This is a genomic window from Granulicella arctica (genome assembly GCF_025685605.1).
Taxonomy (GTDB): domain Bacteria; phylum Acidobacteriota; class Terriglobia; order Terriglobales; family Acidobacteriaceae; genus Edaphobacter; species Edaphobacter arcticus.
The window spans coordinates 2,676,366-2,695,106 of the sequence record NZ_JAGTUT010000001.1 but is presented as its reverse complement, the minus strand read 5'-3'; the positions used below and the strand labels follow the sequence as shown (position 1 = coordinate 2,695,106).

At 55.7% G+C, this 18,741-nt stretch carries 32 protein-coding genes; 3 read left to right on the top strand and 29 right to left on the bottom strand.

Translation table 11 applies throughout. The features are described 5' to 3' along the window. Positions 1-57 precede the first annotated feature (57 nt). Genes OHL20_RS11445 through OHL20_RS11435 form a run of 3 tightly spaced genes read left to right on the top strand, consistent with a single transcriptional unit; the run spans position 58 to position 1,850 of the window. Positions 58-1,227 (top strand): M24 family metallopeptidase, encoded by a 1,170-nt coding sequence (locus tag OHL20_RS11445; protein ID WP_263383319.1) that lies wholly within the window; start codon positions 58-60, stop codon positions 1,225-1,227. A gap of 36 nt (positions 1,228-1,263) precedes the next feature. Further along, positions 1,264-1,677 carry a DUF6677 family protein gene (locus OHL20_RS11440; protein WP_263383318.1) on the top strand — a complete coding sequence of 138 codons (414 nt, stop codon included), beginning with the start codon at positions 1,264-1,266 and terminating at the stop codon, positions 1,675-1,677. After that, complete coding sequence (locus OHL20_RS11435) at positions 1,674-1,850, top strand: hypothetical protein (protein ID WP_263385070.1); 177 nt, start codon at positions 1,674-1,676, stop codon at positions 1,848-1,850. Before OHL20_RS11440 ends, OHL20_RS11435 begins: the two co-directional genes overlap by 4 nt. A 282-nt stretch (positions 1,851-2,132) precedes the next feature. Here OHL20_RS11435 and rplQ read toward each other — a convergent pair whose 3' ends face one another. The 29 genes from rplQ to rplD form a co-directional block, all read right to left on the bottom strand. Next, a complete protein-coding gene (gene rplQ, locus OHL20_RS11430; protein ID WP_263383317.1) occupies positions 2,133-2,612 on the bottom strand; it encodes a 50S ribosomal protein L17 in 480 nt (159 codons plus the stop codon). Positions 2,613-2,750: 138 nt separating this feature from the next. Further along, entirely contained in the window at positions 2,751-3,857 is a 1,107-nt protein-coding gene (locus OHL20_RS11425) for a DNA-directed RNA polymerase subunit alpha (protein WP_263383316.1), read from the bottom strand. Between the two features lie 163 nt (positions 3,858-4,020). Beyond that, positions 4,021-4,653 (bottom strand): 30S ribosomal protein S4, encoded by a 633-nt coding sequence (rpsD, locus tag OHL20_RS11420; protein WP_263383315.1) that lies wholly within the window; start codon positions 4,651-4,653, stop codon positions 4,021-4,023. A 128-nt stretch (positions 4,654-4,781) separates the two neighbouring features. After that, complete coding sequence (rpsK, locus tag OHL20_RS11415) at positions 4,782-5,207, bottom strand: 30S ribosomal protein S11 (RefSeq protein WP_263383314.1); 426 nt, start codon at positions 5,205-5,207, stop codon at positions 4,782-4,784. Further along, positions 5,208-5,588 (bottom strand): 30S ribosomal protein S13, encoded by a 381-nt coding sequence (gene rpsM, locus OHL20_RS11410; RefSeq protein WP_263383313.1) that lies wholly within the window; start codon positions 5,586-5,588, stop codon positions 5,208-5,210. A gap of 135 nt (positions 5,589-5,723) precedes the next feature. Continuing rightward, positions 5,724-5,837, bottom strand: a complete 114-nt coding sequence (gene rpmJ / locus OHL20_RS11405; RefSeq protein ID WP_013581269.1) for a 50S ribosomal protein L36 — start codon at positions 5,835-5,837, stop codon at positions 5,724-5,726. A 95-nt stretch (positions 5,838-5,932) separates the two neighbouring features. Continuing rightward, positions 5,933-6,151: a translation initiation factor IF-1 gene (infA, locus tag OHL20_RS11400; RefSeq protein WP_013581270.1), complete on the bottom strand. Its 219-nt coding sequence runs from the start codon at positions 6,149-6,151 to the stop codon at positions 5,933-5,935. A 104-nt stretch (positions 6,152-6,255) separates the two neighbouring features. After that, a complete protein-coding gene (gene map, locus OHL20_RS11395) occupies positions 6,256-7,005 on the bottom strand; it encodes a type I methionyl aminopeptidase (protein ID WP_263383312.1) in 750 nt (249 codons plus the stop codon). Between the two features lie 7 nt (positions 7,006-7,012). After that, positions 7,013-7,678 (bottom strand): adenylate kinase, encoded by a 666-nt coding sequence (locus tag OHL20_RS11390; RefSeq protein ID WP_263383311.1) that lies wholly within the window; start codon positions 7,676-7,678, stop codon positions 7,013-7,015. A 60-nt stretch (positions 7,679-7,738) separates the two neighbouring features. Further along, positions 7,739-9,148, bottom strand: coding sequence for a preprotein translocase subunit SecY (gene secY, locus OHL20_RS11385; protein WP_263383310.1), 1,410 nt, complete (start codon positions 9,146-9,148; stop codon positions 7,739-7,741). 103 nt (positions 9,149-9,251) lie between these two features. Further along, positions 9,252-9,713, bottom strand: a complete 462-nt coding sequence (gene rplO / locus OHL20_RS11380; RefSeq protein ID WP_263383309.1) for a 50S ribosomal protein L15 — start codon at positions 9,711-9,713, stop codon at positions 9,252-9,254. Positions 9,714-9,785: 72 nt separating this feature from the next. Beyond that, positions 9,786-9,980: a 50S ribosomal protein L30 gene (gene rpmD / locus OHL20_RS11375; protein ID WP_317890951.1), complete on the bottom strand. Its 195-nt coding sequence runs from the start codon at positions 9,978-9,980 to the stop codon at positions 9,786-9,788. 39 nt (positions 9,981-10,019) lie between these two features. Then, on the bottom strand, positions 10,020-10,529 hold the full coding sequence (rpsE, locus tag OHL20_RS11370) for a 30S ribosomal protein S5 (RefSeq protein ID WP_263383308.1): 510 nt from the start codon (positions 10,527-10,529) through the stop codon (positions 10,020-10,022). A gap of 57 nt (positions 10,530-10,586) precedes the next feature. Beyond that, positions 10,587-10,952, bottom strand: a complete 366-nt coding sequence (rplR, locus tag OHL20_RS11365; protein WP_263383307.1) for a 50S ribosomal protein L18 — start codon at positions 10,950-10,952, stop codon at positions 10,587-10,589. Between the two features lie 95 nt (positions 10,953-11,047). After that, on the bottom strand, positions 11,048-11,593 hold the full coding sequence (rplF, locus tag OHL20_RS11360) for a 50S ribosomal protein L6 (RefSeq protein ID WP_263383306.1): 546 nt from the start codon (positions 11,591-11,593) through the stop codon (positions 11,048-11,050). 89 nt (positions 11,594-11,682) lie between these two features. Beyond that, positions 11,683-12,081 carry a 30S ribosomal protein S8 gene (gene rpsH / locus OHL20_RS11355; protein WP_263383305.1) on the bottom strand — a complete coding sequence of 133 codons (399 nt, stop codon included), beginning with the start codon at positions 12,079-12,081 and terminating at the stop codon, positions 11,683-11,685. Positions 12,082-12,247: 166 nt separating this feature from the next. Next, positions 12,248-12,433, bottom strand: a complete 186-nt coding sequence (locus OHL20_RS11350; RefSeq protein WP_263383304.1) for a type Z 30S ribosomal protein S14 — start codon at positions 12,431-12,433, stop codon at positions 12,248-12,250. A 49-nt stretch (positions 12,434-12,482) separates the two neighbouring features. Next, complete coding sequence (gene rplE, locus OHL20_RS11345; RefSeq protein WP_263383303.1) at positions 12,483-13,031, bottom strand: 50S ribosomal protein L5; 549 nt, start codon at positions 13,029-13,031, stop codon at positions 12,483-12,485. A 91-nt stretch (positions 13,032-13,122) separates the two neighbouring features. Then, positions 13,123-13,479 (bottom strand): 50S ribosomal protein L24, encoded by a 357-nt coding sequence (rplX, locus tag OHL20_RS11340; protein ID WP_263383302.1) that lies wholly within the window; start codon positions 13,477-13,479, stop codon positions 13,123-13,125. 90 nt (positions 13,480-13,569) lie between these two features. Further along, the gene (gene rplN / locus OHL20_RS11335) at positions 13,570-13,941 is read right to left on the bottom strand and encodes a 50S ribosomal protein L14 (RefSeq protein WP_263383301.1); all 372 of its coding nucleotides are present in this window, start codon (positions 13,939-13,941) and stop codon (positions 13,570-13,572) included. Positions 13,942-14,006: 65 nt separating this feature from the next. After that, entirely contained in the window at positions 14,007-14,357 is a 351-nt protein-coding gene (rpsQ, locus tag OHL20_RS11330) for a 30S ribosomal protein S17 (protein WP_263383300.1), read from the bottom strand. Positions 14,358-14,359: 2 nt separating this feature from the next. Continuing rightward, complete coding sequence (gene rpmC, locus OHL20_RS11325; RefSeq protein ID WP_263383299.1) at positions 14,360-14,635, bottom strand: 50S ribosomal protein L29; 276 nt, start codon at positions 14,633-14,635, stop codon at positions 14,360-14,362. Positions 14,636-14,670: 35 nt separating this feature from the next. Then, complete coding sequence (gene rplP, locus OHL20_RS11320; protein WP_263383298.1) at positions 14,671-15,105, bottom strand: 50S ribosomal protein L16; 435 nt, start codon at positions 15,103-15,105, stop codon at positions 14,671-14,673. Positions 15,106-15,186: 81 nt separating this feature from the next. Further along, a complete protein-coding gene (rpsC, locus tag OHL20_RS11315; protein ID WP_263383297.1) occupies positions 15,187-15,864 on the bottom strand; it encodes a 30S ribosomal protein S3 in 678 nt (225 codons plus the stop codon). 76 nt (positions 15,865-15,940) lie between these two features. Beyond that, positions 15,941-16,402, bottom strand: coding sequence for a 50S ribosomal protein L22 (gene rplV, locus OHL20_RS11310; RefSeq protein WP_263383296.1), 462 nt, complete (start codon positions 16,400-16,402; stop codon positions 15,941-15,943). 71 nt (positions 16,403-16,473) lie between these two features. Continuing rightward, positions 16,474-16,761: a 30S ribosomal protein S19 gene (gene rpsS, locus OHL20_RS11305; protein ID WP_263383295.1), complete on the bottom strand. Its 288-nt coding sequence runs from the start codon at positions 16,759-16,761 to the stop codon at positions 16,474-16,476. Positions 16,762-16,840: 79 nt separating this feature from the next. Then, positions 16,841-17,665: a 50S ribosomal protein L2 gene (rplB, locus tag OHL20_RS11300; protein WP_263383294.1), complete on the bottom strand. Its 825-nt coding sequence runs from the start codon at positions 17,663-17,665 to the stop codon at positions 16,841-16,843. A gap of 72 nt (positions 17,666-17,737) precedes the next feature. Next, positions 17,738-18,031, bottom strand: a complete 294-nt coding sequence (locus OHL20_RS11295; protein WP_263383293.1) for a 50S ribosomal protein L23 — start codon at positions 18,029-18,031, stop codon at positions 17,738-17,740. Further along, the gene (gene rplD / locus OHL20_RS11290; protein WP_263383292.1) at positions 18,032-18,703 is read right to left on the bottom strand and encodes a 50S ribosomal protein L4; all 672 of its coding nucleotides are present in this window, start codon (positions 18,701-18,703) and stop codon (positions 18,032-18,034) included. Positions 18,704-18,741: the final 38 nt, after the last annotated feature.

The following is an 18,741-nucleotide window of genomic DNA, read 5'->3' as shown; positions in this document are numbered from 1 at the left end:
GAAGTCCGCCCTTTTGCCGTTTGGCAATCGGCAACTACAATCGCTTTCAGGAAACCTATGGACCTCTCGGCTATCCAGACAGCATTGCGCGACCAGCACCTCGACGGCTGGCTCTTCTACGACCATCATCACCGCGATCCGCTTGCCTATCGAATCCTCGGCCTTAATGAGCATGCGCTCGTTACCCGTCGCTGGTTCTATCTCATCCCAGCCGCGGGCGAGCCCAGGAAGCTGGTCCATCGCATCGAGAGCGGCCGCCTCGACAAGCTGCCCGGCGGCAAAACAGAGTACTCCTCGTGGCAGGAGCTTGAGGCCCGTGTAGCCACCATGCTCGCCGATAGAACCCGCCTGGCAATGCAGTACTCTCCGCGCAACGCGATCATGGCGATCTCGCTCGTCGACGCAGGCACAATCGAGATGCTGCGCGAACTGGGCAAGGACATCGTCAGCTCGGCTGACTTGGTCAGCCAGTTCGAAGCAGTCCTCAGCGAAGCCCAGATCGCCAGTCATTACGCAGCGCAAGAGAAGCTTGATCGCATCCTGGAGGCCGGGTGGAAGGAACTCGGTCAGCGTGTCCGCGGGGCCGGCACAAACGAATTCGCCATGGTTGAATATCTGCAGCAAGCGATGCAGCATGAGGGTCTGGTTTGGGAGCACGGGCCAAATGTGAGCTGTCGAGCCAACAGCGCCGACTCGCACTATGAGCCATCCGCTCTGAACTCCCTCGCCATCCGAACCGGCGACTTTGTTCTCATCGATATCTGGGCTCGGCTGGAGCAGTCGGGTTCATGCTTTTATGACATTACCTGGACAGGAGTTGTTGGCCGTGAACCCACCGCGCGGGAGCAACTAGTCTTTAGGACGGTACGCGACGCACGCGACGCTGCCGTCCGGGCCGTAAAGAAGGCATACGAAGATGGAGTCTCAATTCCGGGCTGGCAGGCGGATGACGCTGCCCGCGCCGTCATCCGGGACGCTGGCTTTGGAGAGTGGTTCACCCATCGCACAGGCCACAACATCGCCACCGACCTTCATGGCAATGGAGCACACCTCGATAATCTGGAGACGCATGACGAGCGGCTTCTCTTGCCAGGCACGTGTTTCTCAGTCGAGCCTGGAATCTATTTCCCCGGCGAGTTCGGCGTGCGCAGCGAAATCAATATGATCACGCGACCAGGTGCTGCCGAAGTTACCGGGCGAGTACAAACTGAGCTGGTGCGAGTCTAGATAGCAGCCGGTTTGTAACTGTTATGATGAGGGTAAATGGCTACGAATGCACAGGTTGTAACGCGGGTTCAGGACAAGTCTCCCGTGTCTCCGCTACTGATTTTGATTGCAGGCTGGTTGATTCCGGGTGCAGGTCATTTTCTGCTGCGAAAGTGGGGCCGTGGGGCTCTCCTGCTTGTGTCGGTTGTGGCGATGTTCAGCATTGGCATCTCCCTACAGGGCAAGGTCTACGTTCCTAATACCTCGGAGCTGCTTGACATCCTTAACTTTGTCGGCGACCTTGGAGCTGGCTGCCTTTACTTCGCAGCCCGTGCCATGGATCTCGGAGCAGCCTCGGTACAAACCGCAGTAGCCGACTACGGTAGCAAGTTCATCGTGGTCGCCGGACTGCTGAACTTTATCTGCGCTGTCGACGCGCACTCGCTGGCTACGGGGAGGAAGCGTTCATGATGCTCTCTCACTTCAGCGCCATGATTCTCTTTTCATTCTTCGCTTCGATCGTCTTCGGCATCACGCAGCGGTCTGAAACCCAGAAGATGATCCGATTCGCAGCTTTCTGCTTTGTACTTTTCGTCGGCGGAACCATTGCCGCAGGTTGGGTTATGTGGCTGGTCAAACACTAGTCACGCCTCTCGTTAGGCCACTTTAGCAGTCGCGCGCTTTAATTTTGGCATAAGCCGTTTAGAATGTCATGTTTACCGCTAAGTCACTTGTTAACTTATACTTAGAGGCAGTTGTGCTAAGCCTTTCATTCGAAACAGCTTACGCTCAGCATCTTGATCGCATTTTTTATCTCTCTATCCTAATTCGATAATTCTGGTTGCGACCGATAGGAAAGGTACCTGACGCAAAAGAGGCGCATCCGGTATGGATGCGCCTCTTTATACTTCACTGTAAGCGACTATCTATGGCTCAGCATTAGGGTCAGGAGCTTCACCCGGATTCTGCTCTTCCATCTGCTTCTGCATCTCTTCGCGCTTCTTCTCGCGAGCGTCGGCGCGCTTCTGTGCCTTCTCATTAAGCTCGTGCTCGGCACCAAGAAGCTCGATGAACGCCATCTCAGCGGCGTCACCCTTACGGGCTCCAAGGCGAGTGATGCGGCAATAGCCACCTGGACGGCTCGCATAACGCGGAGCAACGACGTTGAAGAGGCGGTCGACCGACTCAGGCGTCATCATGTAAGAGAGAGCCTGGCGGCGGGCGTGAACGGTGCCGCGCTTACCCAACGTGATCATCTTCTCGACAATCGGGCGGGTAGCCTTGCACTTAGTGATCGTGGTCTCTACGCGGTCCATCAGGATGATGGAGGTGACCAGATTCCGCAGCATGGCACGGCGGTGGCTGGTATTTCGTCCTAGTTTGAATCCTGCATTGCGGTGACGCATGGCGGGTTGATCTCCTTCGACTCGGCTATAGCCGTGAGTCGGTTACTGCTGAAATAGCGCATCGTGGAGCGGCGCGGTAGTTCGGGTAAAGCGTTAAACGACGGGACAGTGAGCCTTCGACTCACCGTCCCGAATCAGTTAGAAGTTCTCTGGCTCGTTGCCGGCGGGAAGTTCAAAGTCATCATCCTCGTCTTCATCGTCATCGTCGTCATCATCAAAGTTGCCGAAGGAGGCCGCGAGGGTAGCTGCTGGCAGGACGGAGGTTGGTCCGGGCTGCGGGTTGCCATTCTCGTCGATCTTCATGCCGAGGGAGAGGCCCATCTGCGCCAGTATCTCCTTGATCTCGTTGAGAGATTTGCGACCAAAGTTCTTGGTCTTCAGCATCTCGGCTTCGGTCTTCTGAATCAGCTCGCCGATGGTGGCGATGTTGGCATTCTTGAGGCAGTTGTAGCTACGGACAGAGAGTTCAAGCTCTTCTACAGAGCGGTTGAGATTTTCATTGCGGATCGCCGGGCCATCATGATCCCCGAGGTGCGTGGGGTCCATCTCCTCTTCAAAGTTGATGAAAATGGTCATGTGATCCTTGAGCAGCTTGGCCGAAAGGCCGAGTGCATCAGCGGGAAGAACCGTTCCATTGGTCCAGATCTCGATGGTCAGCTTGTCGAAGTCGGTAATCTGACCAAGACGGGCTGCCTCAACGAGGTAGTTGACCTTACGAACTGGCGAGTGCACGGAGTCGACGGGAATGAAACCGAGACCGAGGTCGCCGTCAAAGTTCTTGTCGGCAGAGATGTAGCCACGGCCGCGCTTGAGGCGCATCTCCATGTCAATCTTTCCGCCTTCAGAGACGGTGCAGATGTAGACGTTCTTATCGAGAATCTCGACATCGCCATCGGCCTCGATCATGCCAGAGGTGATAACACCAGCGGTATCAGCGCGAAGGTAAAGCGCCTTGGGGCCATCGCCTGCAAGCTTGAAGGGGATCTGCTTGAGGTTCAGAATGATGTCTGTTGCGTCTTCGACGATGCCCGTAATCGATTGGAACTCGTGAAGAACGCCTTCGATGCGAACGGCGGTAACGGCTGCGCCTTCAATCGAAGAAAGCAGTGTCCGGCGGAGTGCATTGCCAATGGTCGTACCGAAACCGCGCTCGAAAGGCTGAGCGGAGAACTTACCATATTTATCCGTTAGTGTTTCGGCTTCGACGGCGAGACGCTTAGGCTTTTGAAAACCTCTCCAGAACATGTATTTCTCCTTGTCCGACTCACTCGCGATGCATTCTGCGAGATGGTGGGGTGATGCGTTTACGGTCAGGTTGTGGTTGGTACTACATCGTTAGACATCCTGCCACGCACCGTAGAAGTAATGACACACGGCGCGTGACGGATGACAGATTCTAAGACGAACCTTACTTGCTGTAGAGTTCGACGATCAGCTGCTCGTTGACCGGCAGGCTGATATCCTCACGCTTCGGCAGGGCGATGATCTTGCCGGACAGGTTGTCCCGGTTGATGTCGATCCAGGTCACGGAGCGCTGACCAGCGGCAAAGTTCTTCGACTCTTCGAGAATGACGAGAGCTTTGGAACCTTCGCGGATCGCGATCTCGTCCCCAACCTTGCATTGGAAGGACGGGATGTTGACCTTGCGGCCATTCACGAGCACGTGACCATGACGGACAACCTGGCGGGACTGGCGGCGGCTCATTGCGAAACCGAGACGGTAAGCCACGTTATCGAGGCGCGTCTCAAGTTGCTGGAGAAGGAGTTCGCCGGTGACGCCCGTCTTGTTGGCAGCCTTCTGGTAGTAGGCACGGAACTGGGTCTCAAGAGTGAAGTAGATGCGCTTGGCCTTCTGCTTCTCACGAAGCTGGAGACCGTAGCCGACAACCTTCTTAACCTTCTTGGACTGGCCGTGCTGGCCTGGCGGGAAGTTGCGCTTCTCAACAGGGCACTTCTCGGTGAAGCACTTTGCGCCCTTGAGGAAGAGTTTTGTACCGTCGCGGCGGCAGAGGCGGCAGACGGGTCCTGTGTAACGTGCCATGGTATTGCTCCTGAATCATGCATCGGTGACGATCGTTTTACGCGCTGGCAGCGCTTCTTCGCGATCCTGTTGCGGTTACAGACTAACGCCTCCAGCGAGATTACCGCTGGAGGCGTCAGCCAGATAGATCAGACGCGGCGGCGCTTTGGAGGGCGGCAGCCATTATGCGGCATCGGCGTGACGTCCCGAATGCTGCGGACTTCGATGCCCGTCGTGGCGAGAGCGCGAATCGCGGACTCACGGCCAGACCCCGGACCGGAGACGCGAACGTCAACCGAACGGAGACCGTGGTCGCGAGCTGCGTTGGCAGCACCGACGGCAGCCTGCTGTGCCGCAAACGGGGTTCCCTTGCGGGAGCCGCGGAAGCCGAGCGAGCCGGAAGACTTCCAGGAGAGCGTGTTGCCCGTCTGGTCGGTGATGGTGACAATGGTGTTGTTAAAGGACGCCTGGATAAAGACGAGGCCGAATGGAACGTTCTTACGTTCGCGCTTCTTGAACTTCTTACCCTTGCCTGCGGCCTTGCCACTCTTTTGCTGATTCTGTGTCTTCGCCATTTATTTCGTCACTTTCTTCTTACCGGCAACCGTTCCCTTACGGGGACCCTTGCGGGTGCGGGCGTTGGTGTGTGTGCGCTGACCGCGAACCGGGAGGCTGCGGCGATGGCGAAGGCCACGGTAGGACTGAATTTCGATGAGGCGCTTGATGTTGAGCGAGATGTCCTTGCGGAGATCGCCTTCGATCTGGCCCTCGGCTTCAATGACCTGACGGATACGGTTCAGCGCATCCTCGTCGAGCGTGCCAATCTTCGCGATCGGATCGATGTCCGCCTTCGCGAGGATCTTGGCGGCGCGGGAGTCGCCGATACCAAAGATATAGGTGAGTCCGATGCGTGCCTGTTTGTTGTTAGGGACATCGACTCCAGCAATACGTGCCATGAGGTTCCTTTTCGGTTGGGCCCCGCGATCTGATCGCGGGAGCGGGTTGGTAGGTTACGGAGAGTCCGCCGGGTTCAACGCAAGCCTTGACTTCGGCTAACTAGCCCGGTGGGGCCGGTCGGTGCTGACCAGAAACTAACCCTGGCGCTGTTTGTGCTTGGCGTTCTCGCAAATAACGCGAACGACGCCACGGCGGTGGATGACTTTGCACTTGTCGCAGATCTTCTTAACTGAGGCGCGGACCTTCATGTAGTTCCCTTCGGATACAACAGGCGTACATTCACCTGCTTTGGTAAAGCTGGATTTGTGCAGTGATTACCGGCCAGATGAACAGCGCAGAGCTGTTACTTGTAGCGGTAGACAATGCGGCCACGGTTGAGATCATAGGGGCTGAGCTCAATCGCGACGCGGTCGCCGGGGAGGATACGAATGAAGTTCTTGCGCATGCGGCCGGAGACGTGAGCGAGTGCCTGATGCTTGTTCTCTAGTTCGACCTTGAACATAGCGTTTGGCAGCGTCTCAACGACGACTGCCATGACTTCAATTGCATCTTCCTTCGACAAACGATCTCCTTTGGAGTACAGAGCAAGCCCTGATTTCCGGATGCTGTGCGCTGAAGCCCACAGCATCATTTATATTACCGTACTTATTGTGATTTACGAAGACTTTAACGCGTGAGGACGCGAGGACCTTCTTTGGTGATCGCCACAGTGTGCTCGAAGTGAGCACTATAACTGCCGTCTACAGTGACGGCGGTCCAGCCATCCGGCAGAACTTTCACCTCGGGTTTACCTGCGTTGATCATCGGTTCAATCGCAAGAACCATGCCGGCTTTGAGGCGAGGCCCCTTACCGCGGGTGCCGATATTTGGAACCTGCGGATCTTCATGCATGGCTCGACCTATGCCATGACCGACAAAGTCGCGTACTACGCCGAGGCCGGCTGCCTCACACATCTCCTGAACCGCTGCACCGATATCACCGAGCCGGCCGCCCACCTGACATTCCAGAATAGCCGCCTCGAGGGATGCCAGGGTCACGTCGAGAAGCTTACGGGTGGAAGGGGAGGCGGTGCCGACTGCATAGGTGACCGCGGCGTCCGAGTAAAAGCCTTCCAGGATCACACCACAATCGATCGAAATGATATCACCGTCCTTGAGCACGCGCTTCGTACTGGGCATGCCATGTACGACCTCCTGGTTGATGGAAGTGCAGAGGGCTGCGGGAAAGCCGTGGTAACCCTTGAAAGCTGCAGTGCCGCCTAATTCAGCGATCTTGGCGACGGCTGCGTTCTCGAGGTCCATGGTAGTTGCACCTGCGACGACGAGTGGCGCAAGGGCATCGTGAACCTTGCGCAGCGCGATGCCAGAGCAGCGCATCTTGTCGATCTCAACGGTAGTTTTTATCAGGATGGCCATGTTCGGTTTATTTACTTCGGAGCTGTCTTAGGGCTGAGGTAATGGCAGAAGTGACTTGATCGACCGACTGATCGCCATTTACCTCTTGAAACCGACCCTGCGCCCTGTAGTGCTCAACAACAGGAGCGGTCTGTAGGTCAAACGTCTTCATCCGCTCGCGAAATACTTCCTCAGAGTCGTCTGAACGTTGGATGAGTTGCGCACCTTCCAAGTCGCAGATGCCCGTCGCTTTAGGAGGATTTGAAAAAGCGTTATAAATGGTCCTGCAAACCGGGCAGGTGCGGCGTCCGGTGATACGGTGTAGAAGCTCATCGTAGTCAACCTGAATGCTTACAGCAACTACGGGTTTCGCGGAAGCGTTCTGTCCGAGATGCGTATCCAGCCACGTGGCTTGGGGAAGGGTACGGGGAAAGCCGTCAAGGATGAAGCCGCGAGCTGCGTCAGGCTGACCAAGTCGATCGGCAACCATCTTATTGACTAGGCCGTCTGGAACAAGTTGGCCTTGTGCCATGAGGTCTTCAGCGAGTAAACCTAGATCCGTGTGACGGGCACGGTGGTCGCGCAGCAAATCGCCGGTGGAGATCTGCGGAATGCCAAATTCAGACATCAGAATCTGCGCCTGGGTACCCTTGCCGACGCCGGGGGCTCCAAGAAGGAGAACCGGCCCAGGCATGAAAATTTCTGCCGGGACCGGTATGTGCTGTGGATCGATATTGATCAAGACGCTACTTTCTTACCAGCTGCGACGGCCGCGAATACGACCGGACTTCGGAGAGAAGCCATCGTAGTGGCGCATGATGAGCTGCGATTCGATCTGCTGTACGGTGTCCATGGCTACGCCGACGACGATGAGAAGCGACGTGCCGCCGAAGTAGAAATTGACGCCAAGGCCGTTTGTCACCCAGGTTGGAAAATGATCGAATACAGAACCGATGAGCGGGAGGTGGTTGAAATGGATACCGCTGATCAAGATCGTTGGGACCAAGGTGATGATGATGAGGTAGAGAGCACCAACGAGGGTGATTCGTGTGAGAACGTCGTTGATGAAGTCCGAGGTGCGACGGCCTGGACGAATACCGGGAATAAAGCCGCCATACTTGCGCATGTTGTCGGCAATGTCATCCGGGCGGAAGACGATCGAGATGTAGAAGTAAGCAAAAAAGACGATCGCCGCAGCCTGCAGAAGAACGTACCAAGGTTCACCGGGAGCAATCCCGCGAAGGAGCGGACCAAAGAACCGCGTATCGCGCAGGGGCGTTCCAAAGAAGGGAACGCCTGCCAGGAGGAGCGGGGCCGAGAGAATCGAGCTGGCAAAGATAACCGGCATGACGCCACCGGAGTTCACCTTGAGCGGAAGAAAGGTCGATTGACCACCCATCATCTTGCGGCCGACGATGCGCTTCGCGTACTGGACAGGAATGCGGCGTTCGGAGCGCTCAACAAGCACGATGAAGGCTACGACCGCGATCATTCCCGCGATGATGATGATGATTGCTACCGGGGTAAAGGCTCCCCAGGCGCCGTCGCGAGCCTTGGTGTAAAGCTCCTCAATGCCTTTCGGCAGGCCTACCACGATGCCCGTAAAGATCAGGAGCGACATGCCGTTGCCGATGCCACGCTCAGTGATCTGCTCACCCAACCACATGATAAAGGCAGTACCGGTGGTCAACGTCAGAACGCAAAGGGGGATGAATTGCCAGTGGGGGATGGTCACCATCGGCGAGCCTGTCGCCGTCCCGGTAAGTGAAAGGGCAATAGCGCTCGACTGCACAAGAGCAAGCAGGACCGTGACATAACGGGTCCACTGCGTGATCTTGCGGCGGCCCAGTTCGCCTTCCTTCTGCAGCTTTGCAAGCGGCTCGTAAATGACGGTTAGCAACTGGAAGATGATGGAGGCCGTGATGTACGGCATGATGCCGAGAGCGAAAACCGTCAATTTACGGAGATTTCCGCCAGAGAAGAGGTCAACAAGGCCCATGGCTGAGCCGGAGTTCTGATTGAAGAACTGGGCGAGCATGTCGGCGTTGATGCCGGGGGTAGGAATGTGTGCGCCCAGACGATAGACCGCCAGCAGGCCGAGCGTGAAGAGCACGCGCTTGCGAAGGTCAGGAATACGAAAGATATTTGCGATTTTCTCGAACATCTGAGACTGAGACCTCTGGCGCGGTGCTGGTATGGTGCTGACGCGATGCTCTTAAAGAGTTGGCGAGGACACGAGTGTCCTCGCCAACTATTATGCAGGAAAACTAGCCAATCAGGATGGCCTGGCCGCCAGCTGCTTCGATCGCCGCCTTGGCCGTGGCCGAAAACTTGTGAGCATGGACGGTTACGGCGGTCTTAATCTCGCCATTGTTGAGCACCTTGATCAAAGCACCCTTCTTGCGGAGCAAACCAAGCGCAATAATGTTCTCGTGCGTGAACTCGGTACCGGGCTGTGCTTCCAGGATTTCAGCGATGCGGTCAAGTCCAAGGACCTGGTACTCCACGCGGAAGATGTTGGTGAAACCGCGCTTTGGCAGACGGCGATGAAGGGGCATCTGGCCGCCTTCAAAACCGCGCATCAGCGACGAACCCGAGCGCGAACCCTGACCCTTGTGACCACGGGTGGACGTCTTACCCATACCCGAGCCCATACCGCGGCCGACACGCTTCTTGTTTTCATTCGCCTTTTTGGGGGCGCGCAGATTGGAGAGATTACGAATTGCCATGATATTTCCTCGCTTAACGCCGGTGACTGTGGTCAACCGACTCGCATATAGGCCCTGAAGGGCGATGACAGCTTAGGCTACGACGCGGACAAGGTGTGGCACCTTGGCAACCATACCGCGAATGGATGGGGTATCTTCACGTTCAACGATCTGATTCAGGCGGGTAAAGCCGAGGCCCTTAATGACGAGCTTATGCTTGACTGGCGTGCAGATCTTGGAGCGGAAGTATTGCAACTTGATTTTGGCGATTGCATTTGTATCTGCCATGATGAAACTCCTGTAGATCGAATGAAGCAGAGAACAAACTTAGAGTTCGTCGACTGACTTACCGCGCAGAGCGGCGACTTCAGCCTTGTTGCGAAGCTGGATGAGAGCGTCGAACGTAGCCTTGATAACGTTGTGCGGGTTAGCCGAGCCAAGCGACTTCGTCAAGACGTTCTGCACACCGGCAGAAGTCATGACAGCGCGAACCGTCTTACCAGCGATGATTCCGGTACCTTCTGGAGCAGGCTTCAGCATGACCGAACCGGCGCCAAAGTGACCGAGTACCTGGTGAGGAATTGTTGTGTCCGTCAGGTTGATCTTGAAAAGGTTCTTCTTGGCAGCTTCGATACCTTTGCGGATCGCCTGGGGGACTTCCTTAGCCTTGCCTGAGCCGTAGCCGACTACACCTTCTGCGGGGTCTCCGATGACGACCAGCGCAGCGAAGGACATGTTCTTACCGCCCTTGACGACCTTGGTGACGCGATTGATGGAGACGACCTCGTCCTTCAGGTTGAGGCGGTTCGCATCGAGCTTCTTCTTGAGAGTTGCCATAATTCCTTGTACCGCTTTCTGGCTGCCAGTGGCGCCTGAACCTATGACCTGAAAACCTTAGAAATCGAGACCAGCTTCACGAGCCGCATCGGCAAGAGCTTTAACGCGACCATGATAGAGGTAGCCACCGCGATCGAACACGATCTTCTTGATGCCCTTCTCCTGCGCGCGCTCGGCGATCATCTTGCCAACTGCACGAGCCGCAGCGACGTTTCCGCCGTAAGCTTTCTCGTCGGTCTTCTTGCCGAAGGAGGATGCAGAGGCGATGGTGACACCGTTGAGATCGTCGATCAGCTGGGTGTAGATATGGTTAAGCGAGCGATACACGTTGAGGCGTGGACGCTCTGCAGTGCCGGACATCTTCTCGCGGATACGAGTGTGTACGCGCTGGCGAATAACGTTACGTTGGCGAGGATTGATCATGGTAGGTCTTCCTTCCTAGTGGCGTTCCCAGAGTGCTGAAAACGTTCGGGTGTGAGTGGCGGGGCTGACAGCAGCTGCTGCCAGACCCCTAAAGACTACTTGGCGCCGGTCTTTCCGACCTTCTTCTTGAGTTTCTCGCCGGTATAGCGAACGCCTTTGTTCTTGTACGGATCCGGCTTGCGGAGTGAGCGCATATCAGCCGCGATCTGACCGACCTTCTGGCGATCAATTCCAGCCACGGTGATGTGGGTCTGCTTCGGATCGATTGTGACCTCGATGCCGGTAGGCAGCGGGAACTCAATCGGGTGCGAATAGCCCAAGGTGAACACAACCATGTTTTTACCCTTGAGCTCAACGCGGTAACCGATGCCAACGATATCAAGATCTTTGGTCCAGCCGGTGGTGACACCGGTAATCGCGTTGAACACGAGGGAACGAGCAAGACCATGGAAAGCCGCCTGCTTGTCGTCCTTACGCTCAGCGAACAACTGGCCGTCCTTCTCGGCAAGGGTGATACCACCCGGGAGCATTGCACTTACCTTGCCCTTGGGGCCTTCAACCAGAACGGTGCTGCCATTCTCGCTGACGGTGTACTTGACGCCGACGGGGAGAGCGATGGGCTTTTTACCAATACGAGACATTGAATTCTACTTTCGGGGCTTGCGAGTCGCGAGGGGGAACTCGTTCCACTGCAGCCGGAGTGCTAAGTACAAAGAAACGTTAGCGAGCTTTACCAGACTTCTGCAAGGATCTCGCCGCCAACACCTTCGCGACGTGCCTGACGACCAGTCATGACTCCCTTAGGGGTGGTCATGATGGAGATACCGAGACCACCCTGAACACGACGAATTTCATCACGACCGAGGTATACGCGGCAGCCAGGGCGCGAGATGCGCTTGAGATCGCGGATAACCGGCTCATTGTTTGGGCCATACTTCAAATAAACGCGAATAACCTTCATCCCGTTCTCTTCAGTCGGCTTGTAGTTCGCGATGTAGCCTTCCTCTTTAAGGATGCGGGCAATCTCAGACTTTAGCTTGGAGGCAGGTGCGTCCAGCTTCTGATGGCGGGCACGGATGGAGTTACGGATACGGGTCAGGAAGTCTGCTACTGGATCTGTGAGGTTCATTCAATCTCCTTCATCCCCCGTTCGCTCACGAGTGTCTCTCGCAAGAACCAGCGGGGATGTTGCTTCTTTCAATGTTGAGTAAAACTACCAGACTGCTGCGTTCAAAGCGTCTGCCCGAACGAGGTCTCTGGAGGTTGTGCGATGGTTCTGCACAGACAAATCTATCTTACCAGCTTGATTTGACTACGCCCGGAATTTCGCCCTTGAGAGCAAGACCGCGGAAGCAGAGGCGGCAAACGCCAAACTTGCGGAGGAACGCGCGAGGACGGCCGCAGATCTGGCAGCGGTTGTGCTGGCGGGACTTGAACTTCGGCTTCCTTGCGTCTTTGACGCGCTTTGCAGTAGTTGCCATGATGTTTGCTCTCTATCTTTGGTGCAAATCTGGTTGATGCGATTAAATCTTAGGCGCCGACGCGGAAGGGCATTCCGAACGCCTTAAGCAGAGTGCGAGCTCCATTGTCATCCTTCGCGGTGGTAACGATTGTGACATTCATACCCTTGAGTTTGTCGACCTTTGCATAGTCGATTTCAGCAAAGATAAGTTGATCCCGCAGGCCCAAGGTGTAGTTACCACGTCCGTCAAAGCTCTTCGTCGATACGCCGCGGAAGTCGCGAACACGGGGAAGAGCAATCGAGATGAGACGATCGAGAAACTCATACATCGTATCGCCACGTAGAGTGACCATCGCGCCGATCGGCATACCTTCGCGGAGCTTGAAGGCCGCGATCGACTTCTTAGCCTTGGTCACGACAGGCTTTTGGCCGGCGATTGACGCCAGGTCAGCGACGAGCGGATCCATGATCTTGACGTTCTGGGTAGCTTCACCGAGACCCATATTAATGACGATCTTTTCGATCTTTGGAACGGCCATGGCATTGGTGATGCCTAGTTCCTTCGCAATAGACTGTTTGATCTCGCTGTGATACTTGTCATTCAAACGTGCTGCCATAATGATACTTCGCTTTCTCCACGATTTCCGGATTTGGCTTGCGCCCGTTTACCGATGCGTGGGGTGAACCGATAAAACAAATTGGATAGAACTACTTCTTCTTTTCTACGATCGTCGTGCCAGAGGCCTTGGAGAAACGAACCTTCTTCTCGCCTTCGATGCGGGAACCGATGCGCGTCTTGTTGCCTTCACTGTTGAGCAGCATTACATTCGAGATGTGGATCGTAGCTTCCTGCTCAGCGATGCCGCCCTGAATGTTCTTCTGAGGATTGGGTTTGACGTGCTTCTTAATCATCATAATGCCCTCAACAAGAAGACGCTCTTTTTCGGCGATGACGCGAAGGACGCGACCCGTCTTACCTTTGTCCTTGCCGGCAATGACAGCAACTACGTCGTTACGCTTGATCTTGATCTTCGTTTTTACTTTTTCAACTTTGCGCACGGGCATGGTGGAATCTCCAAATCTCGGCCATCGGTTGGTGCTGTGCGGAGCCGGAATCCGCGTACTCTCTGCGTGATGCCAGAGGTAAAAGCTTTGTTAGATTACTTCAGGTGCGAGCGAGACGATCTTGAGAAACTTCTTCTCGCGAAGTTCGCGGGCCACAGGCCCAAAGACGCGGGTGCCGACTGGCTCGTTGGCATCATTGATGACAACAGCAGCGTTCTGGTCGAAGCGAATGTACGTGCCGTCACGACGGCGGTACTCCTTGTGCGTACGAACGATGACCGCCTTGACGACCTTACCCTTTTTGATGGTGCCGTCGGGGGAGGCTTCCTTGACGGCTGCCGTGACGACGTCACCGAGGCCAGCCTTCTTGCCCAGGCCGCCACCAAGCGGCAGAATTACCTGCAACTTGCGGGCGCCGGAGTTGTCGGCTACATCGAGCATCGTTCTCATTTGGACTGACATGATGATCTCCTTGCACTACACGGTCGGAGGCTTTGCCTCGCAGACCCTCAACTTAGCCTGCTGAACTATTTAGCTTCAGCAACAACTGGAACTCTTACATCAGAGAGCGACGACAGAGAAGAGCGACGAACAATCTCTTCGAGAGACCAGCGCTTGAGCTTCGAAAGCGGGCGAGCCTCACGTATGCGGACAACATCGCCGACCCGCGCGGAGTTCTGCTCGTCGTGAGCGTAGAACTTCTTGTTCGACTTCATCACACGCTTGTACTTCGGGTGCGCCTTGCGCATTTCGATTTCGACGACGATCGTCTTCTGCATCTTCGTGGAGACGACGAGGCCGACCTTTTCGTTACGCCGTGCTGCAGCCTGGGGCTCAGCAGAGGTTGTGGAGGCAGCGGTTGGATTCAATTCAGACATGATTAGGCCTTTTTCGCTTTCTTGCGAGCGTTACGCTGGCTTGGTGCCGGGGCGACGTTCACCTTCTTCGGCGCTGCTGCCAATTCTGCGGCAAGAACGCGCTGACGGGCGACCGTCTGGATGCGTGCGATATCAAGTTTGAGCGTGCGCAGCTTTTTAATGCCTTCGGTGTTGCCAAGGCTCTTCTGAAAGCGAATGCGGAACAACTGCTCGCCGGCCTTTGCCTGCTCCGTCTTTAGCTCATCGTCACTGAGACTGCGAATCTTTTCGAATTCCATTGTTTTTCTTCCTTGATACAAACTTCTTACAAATCTTACTTGGTTGCGACAGCAACCTTCACATCGTGACGCTGAACAAAGATCGTTTTGAGCGGCAACTTGTGAGCAGCGAGACGCATGGCCTCGCGAGCGAGCTCGGGAGTAACGCCTTCCATCTCGAACAGGATCTTACCTGGGCGAACTACAGCTACCCAATGATCCGGAGCACCCTTACCTTTGCCCATACGGGTTTCGGCAGGCTTCTTGGTGATCGGCTTGTCCGGAAAGATTCGGAGCCATACTTTGCCGCCACGCTTGATGAAGCGTGTCATGGCGATACGGCTAGCTTCAATCTGGCGGTCGGTGATGTAACCGCACTCAACGACCTTGAGGCCGAAGTCGCCGAACGAGAGATCGGAGCCACGCCACGCCTTGCCGCACATGCGGCCGCGCTGCTGCTTGCGATACTTGACCTTCTTTGGCATCAACATGAGAAAACCCTCTTAGCTAGGATCAGACCAGCTATCGTGAAACTTAAGCGGGTAAGGCTTGCGCGCCTACCCGCGTGAAACTTAGGACGCGAACGCACCGGTAGTGGTAACACCCTGATCGCGACGCTTCTTCTGCTCGTAGATGTCACCACGATAGACCCAGGTCTTGACGCCGATGATCCCGTAGGTGGTGTGCGCCTCGGAGAAGCCGTAATCGATATCAGCACGCAAGGTGTGCAGTGGCAGCCGACCTTGGAGATACCACTCGGAGCGGGCGATCTCGTTTCCGTTGAGACGACCGGACACGCGAACCTTGATTCCCTTGCAACCGAAGCGAAGAGCAGAGTCAACCGACTTCCGCATCGCGCGACGAAAGCTGACGCGTTTCTCCAGCTGCAGGGCGATGTTCTCAGAGACAAGTTGAGCGTCGAGCTCAGGCTTGTTAACCTCGAGAATGTCGATGAAAACCTCGCGGCTGGTGCGCTTCTGGATGTCCGCTTTCAGCTTATCGATCTCTGCGCCCTTGCGACCGATGATGATGCCGGGACGCGCAGTGCGGATGATGAGGCGAAGCTTGTTACCTGGGCGCTCGACTTCTACCGAGCTGACACCGGCGGCCTTGAGCTTCTCACGGAGCTCGGCCTTGAGCTTGACATCCTCGACCAGCAGCTTGTCGTAGCCACGCTCTACAAACCAGCGCGACTTCCACGGCTTGTTGATGCCAAGGCGAAATCCGTACGGATGGACTTTCTGTCCCATAGTTCCCTTACTCCTGCCTCTCGCCGGTTGAGCCGGCAGGGCGATCTTGCAAAACCTTAAGTTTACAGGAAGATGCTTACTTCGCAGCCTTCTTGGTTGCAGCCTTTTTTGCGGGCAGCTTCTTGGCAGTGGTAGTCTCAGCCTTTGGGGTTGAATCAACCGCTTTCTTTTCAGCTACTGTCACGATGATGTGAGCCATGCGGCGCTGATATCGGAAGGCACGTCCCATTGGGGCAGGCCGGATCCGTTTCATGCGCGGACCCTCGTTCGCGATTGCGGTGCGGACATAGAGATTATCTACATCAACATCGAGACCCTGCTCCTGGGATACGTAGGTTGCGTTCTGAATAGCCGAGCGCAGGACCTTCTCGATAATTGGCGCCATCTTCTTGGTGCTGAAGTGGATGGTGTTGATCGCCTGCTCGACACGAAGGCCCTTGATCATATCAAGGACAAGCTTCGCCTTTTGCGGGCTGGTGCGCTGAAACTTGGCTTCCGCGCGGAACTCTCGAACTTTTTCTACGACGATCTTCGACATGATGACTTCCTTCAAAGCTTCTAGTACGCCTACGGCGCGTTCTGCAATGGTGCTATATCAGCGGCGAGCGACTACTTGGGCTTCGCGGACGATTCGGATGCGCGTGCCGAGTGACCCTTGAAGGTCCGGGTTGCGGAGAACTCACCTAGCTTGTGGCCGACCATGTTTTCAGTGACGTAGACGGGGATAAACTTTCGGCCATTGTGAACTGCGATCGTGTGACCGACGAAGTCGGGGTGAATTGTCGAACGACGCGACCAGGTACGCAGAACCTTCTTGTCGCCGGCTTGGTTCATAACGTCGATCTTCTTCATGAGGTGGCCGTCGATGAAGGGGCCTTTTTTTGCTGAACGTGCCATGTTGATTGCTCCGTAGTGCTGTTGCGTGCTCGATAGGACGAATCTCTAAGTTGCGAGACTTGGTTTTACTGGGCGTATGCTACTTGCTCCGACGGCTAACAATGAATACATCCGTTCGCTTATTGTTGCGGGTCTTGTATCCACGAGTCGGCTGGCCCCATGGAGTCACTGGGTGACGTCCGCCCGAAGTCTTACCTTCACCACCACCGTGTGGGTGATCGACAGGGTTCATCGAGACGCCGCGGTTGGCAGGACGAATACCCTTCCAACGGTTGCGTCCGGCCTTGCCGATGGTGACATTCTCATGATCGGTATTGCCAACCTGGCCGATCGTCGCCATGCACTCCACAAGAACCTTGCGGGTCTCGCCAGAGGGCAACTTGAGGAGAGCGTAATCATTCTCCTTCGCAATCAGATTGACCTGAGCACCAGCGGAGCGTGCCATCTGCGCACCCTTGCCAGGACGAAGTTCAATGTTGTGAACAATCGTTCCAATCGGGATGTTCTTGAGCGGCAATGCATTGCCGACAAGAATATCCGCTTCCGGGCCGCTCATAATCGACTGACCGACCTTGAGGCCAATCGGCTGAATAATGTAACGCTTCTCGCCGTCTGCGTAATGGACCAGCGCGATGCGCGAGCTGCGGTTCGGGTCATATTCAATCGTGGCGATCGTGCCCGGGATACCGTACTTGTCACGCTTGAAGTCAATGAGACGAAGCTTCTGCTTGTGACCGCCGCCCTGGTGGCGAATCGTCATGCCGCCAGCGTTATTACGGCCGCCGGTGCGAGGCTTGACGGAGAGAAGCGGCTTGTGGGGCTTGTCCGTCGTCAGGTCGCTGTTGACCAGCTTTGTGGCGAAGCGGAGGCTCGGGGTAATCGGTCGAAATGATTTAATCGGCATCGTTTTGTTCCTTGACTGCGGCGGGCTGACTGATCAGGCGCTTTAGTTCATCAATCTTGTGCGGTGATCTGCTTAGAGGCTGTTGAGATACTCAGGCATCTTCTCGCCCTGCTTCAGGCGAACGTAGGCCTTCTTCCAATCGGGGCGATAGCCGGAGAACTTGCCACGGCGGCGTTCTTTACCCTCAACAACAGAGGTGCGAACACCTTCAACCTTGATCTTGAAGAGAGTTTCAACAGCCTGCTTGACCTCGGTCTTGGTGGCCTTAAGAGCAACCTCAAATACGAGAGTGTTCTGGGTTTCCTTGACGGTCATGCCCTTTTCAGTGATGAGTGGGCGGCGAATAACAGTATACAGGGTAGGCATTTATGCAGCCTCCTTCTCGGTGCGCTTGCGCTTGGAGAGGTATTTCTTAAGCGTGTCCTGAAGCGCTTCGAGAGCGTCCACGGAGAAAATGGCATGCTCGTAACGAAGCAAGTCATAAGGGTGAACCTCAGAGCTGAGCACAAGCTCTACGCCCTGCAGGTTGCGGGAACCGAGGTATAGCTTCTCATCAAGCTTTCGGCTGGATTCCACGAGAAGAGTCGTCTTGCCGGCGTTGAGTGTGGTTATCGCTGTGCGATAAAGCCGCGTCTTCGCTTCTGCTGCGACGAGAGAATCAACTACAGTGAACTTGCCATCAGCGAGCTTTGCAGCAAGCGCGGAACGAAGTGCACCCATGAGTTTCTTCTGCGGGAAGGCGTACTCGTAGCTGCGAGGCTGCGGTCCGTGAACTGTACCACCACCACGCCAGAGCGGAGTGCGGATTGAACCGACGCGAGCGCGACCAGTTCCCTTCTGCTTCCAAAGCTTCTTGCCGGCACCAGAGACATTCTTACGGGTCTTGGTTGCGGCGGTTCCCTGGCGCATTGCGGCGCGATAGTGTTTGACCGACTCCCAGAGGAGGGCATCATTGATCTCGCCGGAGAAAATCTCGTCGAAGAGTTCGATCTCTCCGACCTTCTCGCCACCAAGATTGACTACATTTACGTTTGCCATTGCTCTTCTTTCTTCATGCCCACCATCGATGTGATGAG

Excerpts from the sequence above, each read along its gene's own strand:
- rpsE (WP_263383308.1), bottom strand. The coding sequence starts at position 10,529 with ATGGCAACTCTCAAGAAGAAGCTCGATGCGAACCGCCTCAACCTGAAG.
- OHL20_RS11440 (WP_263383318.1), top strand. The coding sequence starts at position 1,264 with ATGGCTACGAATGCACAGGTTGTAACGCGGGTTCAGGACAAGTCTCCC.
- rplR (WP_263383307.1), bottom strand. The coding sequence starts at position 10,952 with ATGATCAATCCTCGCCAACGTAACGTTATTCGCCAGCGCGTACACACT.
- rpmD (WP_317890951.1), bottom strand. The coding sequence starts at position 9,980 with ATGGCAGATACAAATGCAATCGCCAAAATCAAGTTGCAATACTTCCGC.
- OHL20_RS11295 (WP_263383293.1), bottom strand. The coding sequence starts at position 18,031 with ATGCCTACCCTGTATACTGTTATTCGCCGCCCACTCATCACTGAAAAG.
- rplD (WP_263383292.1), bottom strand. The coding sequence starts at position 18,703 with ATGGCAAACGTAAATGTAGTCAATCTTGGTGGCGAGAAGGTCGGAGAG.
- rplV (WP_263383296.1), bottom strand. The coding sequence starts at position 16,402 with ATGTCGAAGATCGTCGTAGAAAAAGTTCGAGAGTTCCGCGCGGAAGCC.
- rpmJ (WP_013581269.1), bottom strand. The coding sequence starts at position 5,837 with ATGAAGGTCCGCGCCTCAGTTAAGAAGATCTGCGACAAGTGCAAAGTC.
- rpsC (WP_263383297.1), bottom strand. The coding sequence starts at position 15,864 with ATGGGACAGAAAGTCCATCCGTACGGATTTCGCCTTGGCATCAACAAG.
- rpsQ (WP_263383300.1), bottom strand. The coding sequence starts at position 14,357 with ATGTCTGAATTGAATCCAACCGCTGCCTCCACAACCTCTGCTGAGCCC.
- rplQ (WP_263383317.1), bottom strand. The coding sequence starts at position 2,612 with ATGCGTCACCGCAATGCAGGATTCAAACTAGGACGAAATACCAGCCAC.
- rplO (WP_263383309.1), bottom strand. The coding sequence starts at position 9,713 with ATGGCAATTCGTAATCTCTCCAATCTGCGCGCCCCCAAAAAGGCGAAT.
- rplX (WP_263383302.1), bottom strand. The coding sequence starts at position 13,479 with ATGCCCGTGCGCAAAGTTGAAAAAGTAAAAACGAAGATCAAGATCAAG.
- rplN (WP_263383301.1), bottom strand. The coding sequence starts at position 13,941 with ATGTCAGTCCAAATGAGAACGATGCTCGATGTAGCCGACAACTCCGGC.
- rplP (WP_263383298.1), bottom strand. The coding sequence starts at position 15,105 with ATGTTGATGCCAAAGAAGGTCAAGTATCGCAAGCAGCAGCGCGGCCGC.
- OHL20_RS11435 (WP_263385070.1), top strand. The coding sequence starts at position 1,674 with ATGATGCTCTCTCACTTCAGCGCCATGATTCTCTTTTCATTCTTCGCT.
- rpsK (WP_263383314.1), bottom strand. The coding sequence starts at position 5,207 with ATGGCGAAGACACAGAATCAGCAAAAGAGTGGCAAGGCCGCAGGCAAG.
- rpsS (WP_263383295.1), bottom strand. The coding sequence starts at position 16,761 with ATGGCACGTTCAGCAAAAAAAGGCCCCTTCATCGACGGCCACCTCATG.
- rpsM (WP_263383313.1), bottom strand. The coding sequence starts at position 5,588 with ATGGCACGTATTGCTGGAGTCGATGTCCCTAACAACAAACAGGCACGC.
- rpsH (WP_263383305.1), bottom strand. The coding sequence starts at position 12,081 with ATGAACCTCACAGATCCAGTAGCAGACTTCCTGACCCGTATCCGTAAC.
- rpsD (WP_263383315.1), bottom strand. The coding sequence starts at position 4,653 with ATGGCACGTTACACAGGACCCGTCTGCCGCCTCTGCCGCCGCGACGGT.
- rplF (WP_263383306.1), bottom strand. The coding sequence starts at position 11,593 with ATGTCTCGTATTGGTAAAAAGCCCATCGCTCTCCCCGTCGGCGTCAAG.
- OHL20_RS11445 (WP_263383319.1), top strand. The coding sequence starts at position 58 with ATGGACCTCTCGGCTATCCAGACAGCATTGCGCGACCAGCACCTCGAC.
- OHL20_RS11425 (WP_263383316.1), bottom strand. The coding sequence starts at position 3,857 with ATGTTCTGGAGAGGTTTTCAAAAGCCTAAGCGTCTCGCCGTCGAAGCC.
- rplE (WP_263383303.1), bottom strand. The coding sequence starts at position 13,031 with ATGGCAGCACGTTTGAATGACAAGTATCACAGCGAGATCAAACAGTCT.
- map (WP_263383312.1), bottom strand. The coding sequence starts at position 7,005 with ATGGCCATCCTGATAAAAACTACCGTTGAGATCGACAAGATGCGCTGC.
- rplB (WP_263383294.1), bottom strand. The coding sequence starts at position 17,665 with ATGCCGATTAAATCATTTCGACCGATTACCCCGAGCCTCCGCTTCGCC.
- OHL20_RS11350 (WP_263383304.1), bottom strand. The coding sequence starts at position 12,433 with ATGGCAACTACTGCAAAGCGCGTCAAAGACGCAAGGAAGCCGAAGTTC.
- OHL20_RS11390 (WP_263383311.1), bottom strand. The coding sequence starts at position 7,678 with ATGCCTGGGCCGGTTCTCCTTCTTGGAGCCCCCGGCGTCGGCAAGGGT.
- secY (WP_263383310.1), bottom strand. The coding sequence starts at position 9,148 with ATGTTCGAGAAAATCGCAAATATCTTTCGTATTCCTGACCTTCGCAAG.
- rpmC (WP_263383299.1), bottom strand. The coding sequence starts at position 14,635 with ATGGAATTCGAAAAGATTCGCAGTCTCAGTGACGATGAGCTAAAGACG.